The following is a 13,333-nucleotide window of genomic DNA, read 5'->3' as shown; positions in this document are numbered from 1 at the left end:
TTTTATATAAAAATATTTAATTACTAGAAAGCAATACAAATAATGTTTGCACTAAATAATCTCTATAAAAGAACAACAGAAAAGAGCATTTTTTAAAACCAGAGAAAATATCATGGGATTAAAATAATTAAAGGAGGGACGTTATGAAAGCAATTGTATGCACAAAATACGGACCGCCCGATGTTCTTCAACTCAAAGAGGTCAAAAAACCTATTCCCAGAGATAATGAAATACTAGTAAAAATTCACGCGACAACGGTAACATCTGGGGATTGTAGAATTCGAGGTTTCAATAGTCCTATTTTGTACTGGATTCCCATGCGAATCATCCTAGGCCTTAGAAAACCGAGAAAACCTATATTAGGGGTAGAATTAGCAGGAGAAATCGAAGCAATAGGCAAAAATGTAACACAATTCAAGAAAGGTGATCAAATTTTTGCATTAACAGGAATGAGTGTTGGGGCTCACGCTGAGTACACATGTATACCTGAAAATGGATTGTTGGCAATAAAACCGGAAAACGTGACTTATGAGGAAGCTGCTTCCATTCCTTTTGGGGGAACTTCAGCATTGTATTTTCTTAGAAAAGCAAATATCAAAAACGGGCAAAAAGTTCTTATCTATGGAGCTTCTGGAGCCCTAGGAACTTCCGCGGTACAGCTTGCCAAATACTTTGGGGCAGAAGTTACTGGGGTATGTAGTACTACAAATTTAGAGTTAGTAAAATCTTTAGGGGCTAATAACGTAATTGATTACACGAAAGAAAATTTTACAGAAAGAGAGGAACGCTATGAGATTATCTTTGATGCAGTCGGAAAAAACACAAAATCTAATTGCAAGAAAGCACTCACTTCCAACGGGACATACGTGTCAGTCGAAGGAATGATAGCAAAAGTACGTACTGAAGATTTAAATTTCCTCAAAACGCTTATCGAGGCAGAGAAAATAAAATCCGTCATAGATAGACGTTATCCACTAGAACAAATTCCAGAAGCTCATAGATATGTAGAAAAAGGACATAAAAAGGGAAATGTAGTAATAACCTTTGATCATAATGACGAAACCTAACAAAGTTCTTCTCGCGCTATATGTTCAATCATGCATATTGATTGTAAATATATCTTTCCCTATCAGATGTTCTTTTGCCTTTGGGTATAAAAACACCCCTTTAGATAATCATATCTAAAGGGGTACGACGGTTAAACTTTATTTCAAGTTAACAATAAATGTTGGTTTCGAATAAAGTTTGATCAGAAATGTTTTGCAAATCCTTATTTAGTGAGAAGCAAAAAGAATCCATAAAGAAAGATTGGTCAAAACTCATTTAGAATCCTTTAATTAAAATATCGCCACTTTATTTCAAATCTACATTAATGAGTATGGGAGGATTATAAAGTTCTTTAGTATTATTTTAAGAGCAAACGATCTCACTTAAACCATCCTGTCACTTTCGACCAAGCATTACTTATCCCTATCCTCACTCTATCTTTCATCATATACTTTGAAGCAACTGTCATAGTAACTCCTGTTGTTTCAAAAAATAATCTTTCTAAAAATACCGTATCCTTTAAATTACACACCTCTAACTCATTTTGCTTTTCTATCATGAACCAGTTATAACCTCGACCTACTAAAAACCTTATCTTTTTTCTATTATGCTTCCCATCTTTACTAGAAAAAACAGTACATCTTCCTAAACATTCATGCTCTTTTAACGATAATGTAAATGCTTCTGCAAATTCCTTTGTTACTTCCTCTTTTTCTATTAAAAATTTCTTTAGATTTCCAATTAAAAAACTGGAAGACATCTCATTCAATTGATCATATGTTGCTACTTGAATGCGTGCCTTCATATGTATAAACTCCATTTCTGTATCGTCTAACCAACGCCCCATAGTATTAATATATTCATTCAATCCTTCTGTTATCGTAAAAGTATATGTACTTTTTGAAGCTGAAATTCTTTTTCCTTCAAGAATCATAAATTCGGCTTTCTCTAATGAAATATAATGGTATACATCTATATCCTGTTCCTCACTTTGTATTTCCAGTTTAACAACCACATCATTGAATTTACAAATCTCTAAAAAATACATTGTATCTGGTTCAATAGTGAGTTTACCGTCTGTTTCTTTCAATACTCCATCTTCTATAAGAGTTGTTTTCACTTTTTCCCACTCTTGATCTATTTGCTCTACTGTACAGCCTTTGTATGGATTTTCAAATCCTTTCACTTCTTCCATCCCTATCATTCGAAATAGAAAAAAGGCTTCTCTGCTATCTAAATGTAATTCCAAATTCATGAGGTTGTTTCTCCCTTCTCTTTTCCATAGCCTTTAATGACTATAAGAGGACTGCAATCATATACTTAAAATTCAATAAAGCCTCTTTAAAAGGTTGTATGTGTTTTCTCTCCACCTTCTATATGCTTCCGTAAATAATAATACCTATGGAGTTCCATAATGACATAAAACAAAGCAAACGAAAACGTTGTGCATGCACACATAAATACAACTGCCCCCATCTGTTGTGTTGCGATGCTCAGAATTATATTAGCAATTAACTGCCCCAATCCTGCTGCAAAAGCTGCTACTTTTACACTACCAGTTCCTTTCGATGATTTTGATTTCTTGATTGGTTCCTGAAGTTTTTTAATATGATTTTTATAAAAATAATACAAAGCAAAAATATACAAACCAACTGAAAAAATAAAATAGATTGGGGTTTGTAATTCTAACACTTCATATGCATATTTTTGAGTTATAACCAATAATCCGACTGAACATACGATTCCATATACTCCTCGAAATAGGGTGTATTGTAATTGTCGTTTCCGAGGATTTATAATAATCCATATCGCCCACAAATTTAAAAAAACAACTGGAGTAGCTACTACATATATATATATATATATAGTAATCGAAAAGGATTCGCAAAAGCGGGCAAAAGAATAAATACGTCTGCCCCCACAAGAACAAGGGCAATTATTTGAGCTCTTATATCATTTACAGGATAAACAGCCATGTAGTTTTCAAAAGCTTTCTTATTAAAATCTATATTTTTTTTCATGTTAATTAAACCACCCCGCTACTAATCCTACTATAAGTGCTAACCTGGAAACTATGATCATTCTTTTCACAGAAGCCTTCCCCCTATTCCAAATAATACCTCTTATTTATATATTAAATTACGCTGACCGCCAAGGATTTTTTGTATGTTCTTTTATTTCATCTAAATAGTAGAACTTTTTTTGCTGAATAATCTACCTATACGAAATAACGCCCTCTAAAAAATTTAGAGGGCGTTATTTTATCTATTCAATATTCAATTTTGATAATGATATATCAACATACATGGAATTTAATCTTTTTTCACTGTAACAAAAAATCAACTCATCAGATAGCGATATCTTATGAGATGATTTATATTATTCTTTATTAAAAGTCACAATAAATGTTGGTTTGTAATAAAGTTTGATCATTTCTGTGATCCTTCCTCCATTAAAGCGCCCGATAGTTGAAGGATGAAATTAAAATTTTTCCCTAGGTGGATCCGTCCTCAAATTCAAATTTAGCTGTCTGTGCAAAATTTAGACCCTTAGCGAACCACGAAAGCCCCTGGCAGCATAATAGGATTCTGCTCCATTGTGATAAACGAAAACGTGCCCGAAGCGGCAATCGCAAAAAAGGGCACCGCCAAGTTCTCTAATATCAGAGGGCGTTTGTACCCAACTCGAAGTTTTCATATCGAAATTCCCAAGTTTTTGCAACGCCCGATATTGTTCTTCCGTTAATAGTTCAATGCCCATGGCAGTTGCCATATCAATAGCGTTATTTTCTGGTTTATGTTTTTTTCTTGACTCTAGCCCTTCACGATCATAACAAAGGCTTCTGCGACCTTTAGGACTTTCCGCTGAACAATCATAAAAAATATATTCGTCCTTCTCTTTATCATGACCAACAACATCCGGTTCTCCACCAGTTACTTCCATTTCGTTGAGCGACCACATTTTTTCAGTATTAGCATCCAACTTTGTTTGGACTTTAGCCCATTCAAGACCTTCATGGCGGTTCATGTTTTTCTCAAAACGAGCTTTCAATGCTCTGATTAATTCTTCACGCTGTTCTACTGGCAACTCATTTTTATTCTCTGGCATATTAGTCTCCTCCTTTAAGTATATGTTTTATAATAAATCGTCTAAATAATTGTGTGAACTCAGTTTACAATAAATTATATAATTTATTAAATCTATTTTTCAACAGCCTGACCATTTAACGAAACAACTTATTGTCACTCAATAGTTCCTTAATCGATCTTTCAATTCCAGATGTTCTTTTTTTCACTATAAAAACACCCCTTTAGATAATCTAAAGGGGTAAAATGATACGACTTTATTTTAAATTTGCACAAACTAGTTACTCTACCAATCTCCTACTCAACCGTAACAGATTTAGCTAAGTTACGTGGCTTATCAACGTCACACTCGCGGTGAAGTGCTGCGTAGTATGAGATAAGTTGTAATGGAATAACTGCTACTAGCGGCGCTAGTGCTTCGTGTACAGCTGGTAATACGAAGCTGTCGCCTTCCATTTCTAAGCCTTTCATTGAGATGATACATGGGTTAGCTCCGCGTGCCACTACTTCTTTCACGTTACCACGAATTCCAAGGTTTACGTGCTCTTGTGTAGCAAGTGCGATAACTGGTGTACCATTTTCGATTAAAGCGATTGTACCGTGTTTTAATTCTCCACCAGCAAATCCTTCTGCTTGGATGTAAGAGATTTCTTTTAGCTTTAACGCACCTTCTAAACCTACGTAGAAGTCTACGCTACGTCCGATGAAGAAGCAGTTGCGTGTTGTTGCTAAAAATTGTTTTGCTAGTGTATCCATTTCTTCTTTTTGATCACAAAGTACGACCATTGCATTTGCTACAAGTCCTAATTCATGTGTTAAATCAAAATCAAGTACTTCACCTTTTGCTTTTGCAATGTCAGCTGCTAAGATTGAAAGTACTGCAAGCTGAGCTGTGTAAGCTTTCGTAGAAGCAACTGCGATTTCTGGTCCTGCGTATAAAGGCAATGTATAGTCAGCTTCACGAGAAAGCGTAGAACCTGGTACGTTTGTAATTGTTAATGCTTTATGACCCATTTCATTTGTTTGCACAAGTACTGCACGGCTATCCGCTGTTTCACCACTTTGTGAAATGTAAATGAAGAATGGTCTTTCTGTTAATAATGGCATGTTGTAAGAGAACTCACTTGCTACATGTACTTCTACAGGTACTTTTGCAAATTTCTCGATGAACTGCTTTCCAACAAGACCAGCATGGTAGCTTGTTCCACACGCAATAATGTAAATACGATCGCTATCTAAAATTGCACCACGGATGTCTTCATCTAGTTCAATTTCGCCATTTTCATTTTGATATTTTTGAATGATATTACGGATTACAAGTGGTTGCTCATCGATTTCTTTAAGCATGAAGTGAGGATATGTTCCTTTTTCAATATCACTTGCGTCTAATTCCGCTGTAAACGGTGCACGATTAATCGTTTCACCTTGTAAGTTTTTAATTGTAATACTTTCTTTTGTTACAATTACCATTTCTTTATCCATTAATTCGATAAATTGATCTGTAACCTGTAACATTGCCATTGCATCGCTTGCAACAACATTAAAGTTGTCACCAACACCTACTAATAGCGGGCTTTTGTTTTTAGCAACATAAATCATGTTTGGATTTTCAGCATCAAGTAATCCTATCGCATAAGAACCATGTAAAATGGATAACGTTTTACGGAATGCATCTTCTACACTTAACCCAGTGCTTACTTGCTGTTCCATAAGCTGAACGATAACCTCTGTATCTGTTTCACTTACAAACGTTACATCTTGAAGATATTCTTTTTTCACTAATTCATAGTTTTCAATTACACCATTATGAACAAGCGTAAAGCGTTTTGATGTACTTTGATGCGGATGTGCGTTTACTGTGCTTGGAACACCGTGTGTAGCCCAGCGTGTGTGACCGATTCCCACGCTTGCCGCTACGTTCTCATCTACGATTTCACGAAGTTTTGCAATACGGCCTTTTTCTTTGTATACAACAACACCGTTCTCTGCTTGTACTGCAATACCTGCTGAATCATATCCGCGGTATTCTAGCTTCTCTAAACCTTTTAATAAAATTTCCTTTGCATCCTGCTCTCCAATAAATCCTACGATTCCACACATGTTTAGTCGCCGTTACAAATGCTTACATTGCTCTGCGAACATGTAACGACATAGTCCGATCCCATTATTTATATATAAAAAACGGATTACATATTGCTAGCCCTGTAAGTCTGTAACGGCTTTCACCTTCCTCTCGATTGGGTTTAAGTCCGTATATACTTATACAGCTAGTATTCATCCGTTCCTTTTCTCTCATCAAACTTTTACCTTTGTCCACTGAGTCACCTCGGTGATTTAAGTAAAAGCTTTCGGTTGTGATGAACAACCGGGAGTCATCCGCCGAAATCTCGATAAAACTCCTCCTCGTCAACTACACAACTTGTAGTTCTGGCGCTTTCATAATTCATATATTTACTTTGAGAAAAAGAACAAGACAATCTTATAACAAACAACAGAAACCGTCAATGAAAATTTTTTCATTGTCTATAAAACATATGAAAAAGGAGCACAAAGCGTGCTCCTTTCTTATATGAAATCAGTCAATTATTCAGCGCCAACTTCAGCTTTCACAACTTCTACAATACGATGTACATATCCATCACAAAGTTCTTGTGTCGGTGCTTCTGCCATTACACGAATAAGTGGCTCTGTTCCAGAAGGACGAACAAGGATACGTCCATCTCCGTTCATCTCTTCTTCTACCACACGGATGATTTCTTTAATTTTCTCATTTTCTAATGCCAATTTCTTATCTGTTACACGAACGTTCACTAATAATTGTGGGAACTTTGTCATTTCACTTGCAAGCTCAGACAATGGTTTCTTCGTCATTTTCATAATGTTTACAAGCTGAAGTGCACTTAACATTCCATCACCAGTTGTAATGTAATCTAGTAAGATAATATGACCAGATTGTTCACCACCAAGGTTATAACCGCCACGTTTCATTTCTTCCATTACATAGCGATCACCAACTGCTGTTTTATTACTTGTAATACCGTTTGCTTCAAGTGCCTTGTAGAAGCCTAAGTTACTCATAACAGTTGAAACAACTGTGTTATGTTTTAGTTGACCAGTTTCTTTCATGTACTTCGCACAAATGTACATAATTTGATCTCCATCAACAATGTTTCCTTTTTCATCTACTGCAATTAAACGGTCTCCATCACCATCAAAGGCAAGTCCAATATCTGCACCTTTTTCTTTAACTAATTCCGCTAAACCTTCTGGGTGTGTAGAACCAACACCTTCATTAATATTCATGCCATTTGGTGAAGTTCCCATTGTAGAAATATCAGCTTCTAAATCTGCAAATAAATATGGCGCTAAAGAAGACGTTGCCCCATGTGCACAATCTAAAGCAATATGTAAACCTGAGAAATCTTCTTCTACAGTTTGTTTAATGTATTGTAAGTATTTTTGTCCACCTTCGAAGTAGTCATTCACTTGTCCAAGTTCTGTGCCTGTCGGACGTGGTAATTCATCTACTTCTTTATCTAATAAAGCTTCAATTTCTGCTTCTTGCTCATCAGTTAGTTTAAACCCATCTGAACCGAAGAATTTAATTCCGTTATCTTGTACTGGGTTATGAGATGCTGAAATCATAACACCCGCTTGTGCATCTAACGCTTTTGTTAAATAAGCAACTCCAGGAGTTGAAATAACGCCAAGGCGCATAACCTCTGCTCCAGTTGATAATAGTCCTGCTACTAACGCACCTTCTAGCATATGACCAGATACACGTGTGTCACGACCAATAATCACTTTTGGACGATCTGTATCTTTTGTTAATACATATCCTCCAAAACGTCCAATTTTAAACGCTAATTCAGGCGTCAATTCCTTATTCGCGACACCGCGCACACCATCTGTACCAAAATATTTACCCATTGCTATTCGCTCCTTTTTCTTGCTCTGTTTGTTTTTGAGTTTCTGTTTGTTCTTGAGTTCCCTCTGGATTTTCTACTTCACTCTCTTTTTCAGGTTCTTTATTTTGATCCTCTTCTGTTGGTTTTTCTGCTTCAGTCTCTTTATCTTTTTGTGAATCTGATTGCTCTGGCTTACCTTGTACTTCTTGATCTGGCTTTTCTTTCTTTACAAGAGTTACCTTCGCATTTTTTTGTTTTGCTTCTATTGAAACATTATTAGGACCGCTAACCTGAATTGGAATATCATGTGTCCCAGGAGATATATTTTGCAGATTAATTGATGCTGTTATTTGTGCTGCTGTTATTTTATCTACTATACTTGCTTCTCCTGAAATATCAACGCTTATCTTTCCATTTTGCGGAGAAAGTAGTTGTAAAGTAAGTTCATCTGACAACCCATTTGTTTGTATAGAAATACCATCAATCGTCTTCTGCTTTGTCTTTTGTTGCTTCTGTACTTCGACAGAAACCTTCACTTGACCCGGACTTACATTTGTTACACCCTTCGGTAATAAAACAGAGGCATCGAATGTTGTAGACTCTGTAATTTTACTAAGATCTACTTCGACGCCCTCCAAGGACTTTATATTGTCCAAAACATCTTTTGGACCTGATATTGTCACTTCATTTGGTTCGACACTAATGTTTGTAACAGTTAACCCTTCCGGTACACTTCCTTTTTTTACATAATTTAACGGAACTGTTTTTTCAATACTATTTGTAACAGTTGGATTTGAAACTGGGATTGTAACATTCACTTTAGACGGTGTTGTTTGTAAGTCTAACTTCCGTCCGTCTTCATCATACAATACAATTTCAGCTGTCTTTGTTACTGTTTTCGTTATCCCCTTCAAATCAATATATGCCCTGACAAGCGCAACTTTTGCTAGTTCCTCTTCTGTACCAGTAACTTCAACAGTCCCTGGTTTAATAGTTGGATTAGCTCCCATACTACCGCCCGGCATTTGATTCTCATTTGAATACTTCACTTCCACAGGAAATGATTTTTTCACCTTATTTTGGATCGTAACTTTAACTTTTTCTGGTTGAACTGTTGCTTTTAAATTGTTTTCCATCCCGGTATATTTTAAAGGAACATCATATGTTCCAGTAGAATACCCACGTAAATCTAAAGATACACCAAACTCGCGTTGTGACTTTGCTGCAGTAATCACATTTTTAGGCCCTACCAATTTTACTTTTACATACTTTGGAATGCCGCTTACAATATATCTATCTTCATCGTAGTTTACTGCTACAACAATGTTAGATACTGTTTCTGTTACATCACCCGTTGGAAAAGGCGATGCACTCTTATTCACTGTCGTGTTTTTATCTGACAAATTCGTTGACATGTAAAGCATTAACGCCAATAGTAATGAAATTCCTTTTAAAAACCAGTGGTTCTCCATTAGCTTATCCATGACGCTTTCTCCTCCAATTCCAATTCCATAAAGATGAAGAAGTTGTTTTCACATTTCCACTGAACTCTGCTAAAAGCATTTCTTTCAGCTGTTCAACTTTTAAATCACGATGCAATTCTCCATTTTTAGTTAAAGAAATTTGGCCTGTTTCTTCTGATACAACTACTGTAATGCTATCAGTTACTTCACTAACTCCCATCGCAGCCCGGTGACGCGTTCCTAATTCTTTTGATATGAACGGGCTCTCCGATAATGGTAAATAGCAAGCTGCTGCTTTAATCGTATTTCCTTGCATAATAACTGCTCCATCATGAAGCGGTGTATTTGGAATAAAGATATTAATAAGCAGTTCTGATGAGACATTCGCATTTAAAGGAATCCCGGTTTCTACATAATCTCCCATCCCAGTTTCTCTAGATAGTGTAATAAGCGCACCAATACGTCGTTTACCCATATATTCAGTTGCCTTTGCTACAGCATTCGCAACTATTTCATGCTCTTCTTCTTCCTGACCAATTCCACGGGAGAACAAGCTTCCTCTTCCTAATTGTTCAAGCGCTCGTCTAAGCTCCGGTTGGAAAATAATAATTATCGCTAAAAATCCCCATGTCAAAGCTTGGTCCGTGAGCCACTGCAACGTATGCAAATCAAATAAATAACTTAATATACGAACGATAATAATAACCGTAATCCCTTTCAAAAGTTGAACAGCTTTTGTGCCTCGGATTACAAGAATTAGCTTATATATAACAAACCACACAACGGCGATATCTAATATCGTACTGAGATATTTCAAAAGGTTCATATCTCCAAAAGGCATGCTACCCCTTCCTCCTACTTATGAGCAATTTTATCCATATACTGAAATATTATTATTCTGCTCTATCTGTATGTATTTACAACAACTAGTTAATTATACCATACATGAAAGAAACGACAATTACAAACGACGTTACCACCTTGGTGGAAATTGGTAAGATGTCGAACTTTTTTTATAAAGCGGTATAATATAACTCATTATTATACTCTCTTTTTAAAATAAAAAAAGCAGCATTTCAGCTACTTTTCTTACATTTATTTTAGTTTTTCACCGAATAAAGAACCCATTAAAGCTACTGCTGTTGTTGCTGTTCTGTTTTTCTCATCTAAGATCGGATTTACTTCAACAAACTCAGCCGATGTAATAATATCAGCTTCCGCTAGCATTTCCATCGCTAAATGACTTTCACGATACGATAGCCCACCAGTTACAGGTGTCCCAACTCCTGGCGCATCATGCGGATCAAGCCCATCTAAATCTAATGATAAATGAACACCATCTGTATGAGATAAATAAGCAATTGTTTCTTCCATAACAGCAGTCATACCCATACGATCAATTTCATGCATTGTAAATACTTTAATTCCTTCATTACGAATAAATTCTTTTTCGCCTTCATCTAATGCACGCGCACCGATAATAACAACGTTTTCCTTTTTAATCTTTGGATACGCTTCATATAAATTAACGAGTGAAGGATGTCCATAACCTAAACTTGCTGCAAGTGACATACCATGAATGTTTCCAGACGGTGATGTCTCTTCCGTATTTAGATCCCCATGTGCATCGTACCAAATAACTCCTAAATTTTTATAGTGCTTTGCCACGCCTGCAAGAGTCCCAATAGCTATACTATGGTCTCCACCTAGTACAAGTGGAAAACGACCTTTTTCTATAATATGATCAACCTTACTTGCTAATTCATCGCAAACATTTGCAACTTGCGTAAGGTTTCTTAATTTTGTATTTTCAACTATTTCCTGTTCTCTTTCAATACATAGGTCTCCGATGTCATCTACTTCATACCCGATATTTTGAATTCTTTCAATTACTCCCGCATAACGAATCGCGCTTGGTCCCATATCAACTCCACGACGCATTTGCCCTAAGTCCATTGGAACTCCAACGATTGAAATTTCTTTCTTCATAGATAGTATCCCCCTTTATGCCTTCACTAAATATTTTAAATCTTTTATATAGTCTGACTCAACTTGACATTTTTTTGTATGTATATGCACCATATTCACTCATATCTATGTAAAAAATCTATATTTCAAATCTATTCTATGCATAAAGTAAACCATTTCGAAGGAATCTCATTGTACATGTATGTATAAATAATTGAAAATAAAAAACGTCTCTTATATTAGAGACGTCTTTCTGATGCTATTTTCCATACAGATGCGATATTTCGTGCGGTCATTTCAAGATTCTCCGTTGCTACTATATAAGCTTCCTCTAGTGTCATTGGACTTGATGTGGCACCAAACACAGCATCTATTCCTTCTTTATAAACTGAAATGTGATTAGGAAGTACGGAACCTCCAATAGCTATAACGGGTATATGCAGCCTCTTTGCACGTCTAGCAACTCCAACTGGAGCTTTCCCATAAGCCGTTTGTACATCTATCCTTCCTTCACCTGTAAGAACAAGATTTGCTTCTTTTATATGTTCATCAAAGTTTGTATAGTCTAATACAATTTCAATTCCTTTTCTTAATTTCCCTTGTAGTACAGCAACAACTGCAGCACCTAATCCACCCGCTGCTCCTGCACCTGAAATCTCTTCCACATCAATATGTAAATGCTTTTTTAATATATTGGCATAATGTTTTAAGTTATCATCTAATTGTGCAATCATTTCTGCATTTGCTCCCTTTTGCTCTGCAAATACAAAAGATGCTCCTTTTTGTCCTGTTAAAGGATTATCTACATCACACGCCGCTTCTAGTTTTACATGCGCTAAACGAGAATCCAAATTGGATAAATCAAAAGAATTAATAGAATGTAAATTTCCACCGACAGGTTCTATCACTCGTCCATCTTTCTTTAAAAACTTTACACCTAGAGCAGAGAGCATTCCAGTCCCCCCATCGTTCGTAGCACTTCCTCCAAGCCCTAAAATTATGTGCTGTACGCCTTTATCCAGCGCATCTAATATAAGCTCTCCCGTTCCTATTGTTGTTGTGATGAGAGGATTTCGCTTTTTAACTGGAACATGATGTAATCCAGATGCTGCCGCCATTTCAATAAACGCTGTTCTTTTATCTTGAGAAATACCGTAAAATGCCTCTACACGCTCTCCTAGTGGCCCTGTTACATGGAGTGAAATAATCTTTCCACCTGTAGCATCAACAAGGGATTGAACGGTACCTTCTCCTCCATCTCCAATTGGTATTTTTACATACTCAGCTTGAGGAAAGATTTTAGTAAATCCCTTTTCAATGGCCTTACATACTTCCATCGCTCGTAAGCTTTCTTTATATGAATCAGACGCAATAACAATTTTCAACACCTATCCCTCCATTCCCCATATCTAAACAAACTTCCATTCAAATCGTATATTTCATTCTATCTTTCTATTGTAAATGAAATGAATGGAAACTTGTCCTTATGAGGCAGGATAAAGTGAAACTTTAATCAGTGGGGGTTTTTCTTCATCCCCCACTGATTATTAGTTGAACAAATCGGGCATTTACGGGCAGTTGATCTCCCACCTAACTTCCTTGCTTTCGCTGAACTTTGAAGTGAGGGTCTTACTGCCCGTTAATGCGGGATAAACAAAAAAACCTTACATCTTTTGATGTAAGGTTTTTTCTAATTTATAATGGAGCCTAGCGGGATCGAACCGCTGACCTCCTGCGTGCAAGGCAGGCGCTCTCCCAGCTGAGCTAAGGCCCCGAAGTAAAAAAGCGGAAGACGGGATTCGAACCCGCGACCCCAACCTTGGCAAGGTTGTATTCTACCACTGAACTACTTCCGCAAAAA

The 13,333-nt window shown here is 36.4% G+C and carries 9 protein-coding genes, 2 tRNA genes and 2 pseudogenes; 1 reads left to right on the top strand and 12 read right to left on the bottom strand.

All coding sequences use genetic code 11. The features are described 5' to 3' along the window. Positions 1–143 precede the first annotated feature (143 nt). Positions 144–1,067, top strand: a complete 924-nt coding sequence (locus J4P91_RS19230) for an NAD(P)-dependent alcohol dehydrogenase (RefSeq protein WP_207995427.1) — start codon at positions 144–146, stop codon at positions 1,065–1,067. Positions 1,068–1,426: 359 nt separating this feature from the next. Here the strand turns inward: J4P91_RS19230 and J4P91_RS19225 are convergent, their stop codons facing one another. The 12 genes and pseudogenes from J4P91_RS19225 to J4P91_RS19175 all read right to left on the bottom strand — a co-directional run bounded on the left by J4P91_RS19225 (position 1,427) and on the right by J4P91_RS19175 (position 13,328). Next, the gene (locus tag J4P91_RS19225; RefSeq protein ID WP_207995426.1) at positions 1,427–2,302 is read right to left on the bottom strand and encodes a hypothetical protein; all 876 of its coding nucleotides are present in this window, start codon (positions 2,300–2,302) and stop codon (positions 1,427–1,429) included. 86 nt (positions 2,303–2,388) lie between these two features. After that, a pseudogene (locus J4P91_RS19220) lies at positions 2,389–3,068 on the bottom strand (hypothetical protein). Between the two features lie 520 nt (positions 3,069–3,588). After that, complete coding sequence (locus J4P91_RS19215; RefSeq protein ID WP_207995425.1) at positions 3,589–4,155, bottom strand: DUF4256 domain-containing protein; 567 nt, start codon at positions 4,153–4,155, stop codon at positions 3,589–3,591. A 275-nt stretch (positions 4,156–4,430) separates the two neighbouring features. Continuing rightward, positions 4,431–6,233 (bottom strand): glutamine--fructose-6-phosphate transaminase (isomerizing), encoded by a 1,803-nt coding sequence (gene glmS / locus J4P91_RS19210; RefSeq protein WP_207995424.1) that lies wholly within the window; start codon positions 6,231–6,233, stop codon positions 4,431–4,433. 12 nt (positions 6,234–6,245) lie between these two features. After that, positions 6,246–6,429: pseudogene (locus J4P91_RS29000) on the bottom strand (hypothetical protein). A gap of 287 nt (positions 6,430–6,716) precedes the next feature. Beyond that, complete coding sequence (gene glmM / locus J4P91_RS19205) at positions 6,717–8,063, bottom strand: phosphoglucosamine mutase (protein WP_017154319.1); 1,347 nt, start codon at positions 8,061–8,063, stop codon at positions 6,717–6,719. Further along, positions 8,056–9,525 (bottom strand): CdaR family protein, encoded by a 1,470-nt coding sequence (locus tag J4P91_RS19200; protein ID WP_207995423.1) that lies wholly within the window; start codon positions 9,523–9,525, stop codon positions 8,056–8,058. The genes glmM and J4P91_RS19200 overlap by 8 nt, the downstream gene beginning before the upstream one ends. After that, entirely contained in the window at positions 9,518–10,345 is an 828-nt protein-coding gene (cdaA, locus tag J4P91_RS19195; protein ID WP_017154321.1) for a diadenylate cyclase CdaA, read from the bottom strand. The genes J4P91_RS19200 and cdaA overlap by 8 nt, the downstream gene beginning before the upstream one ends. 254 nt (positions 10,346–10,599) lie before the next feature. Then, positions 10,600–11,493: an arginase gene (gene rocF, locus J4P91_RS19190; protein ID WP_207995422.1), complete on the bottom strand. Its 894-nt coding sequence runs from the start codon at positions 11,491–11,493 to the stop codon at positions 10,600–10,602. 218 nt (positions 11,494–11,711) lie between these two features. Continuing rightward, entirely contained in the window at positions 11,712–12,857 is a 1,146-nt protein-coding gene (locus J4P91_RS19185; RefSeq protein ID WP_207995421.1) for a glycerate kinase, read from the bottom strand. A 316-nt stretch (positions 12,858–13,173) separates the two neighbouring features. Further along, positions 13,174–13,246: transfer RNA gene (locus J4P91_RS19180), tRNA-Ala, on the bottom strand. A 10-nt stretch (positions 13,247–13,256) separates the two neighbouring features. Continuing rightward, a tRNA-Gly gene (locus tag J4P91_RS19175) sits at positions 13,257–13,328 on the bottom strand. Positions 13,329–13,333 lie beyond the last annotated feature (5 nt).

Source organism: Bacillus sp. XF8, assembly GCF_017498755.1.
GTDB classification, from domain to species: domain Bacteria; phylum Bacillota; class Bacilli; order Bacillales; family Bacillaceae_G; genus Bacillus_A; species Bacillus_A bingmayongensis.
The sequence above is the reverse complement of the archived record's forward strand: the minus strand, read 5'-3'. Positions and strand labels throughout refer to the sequence as shown.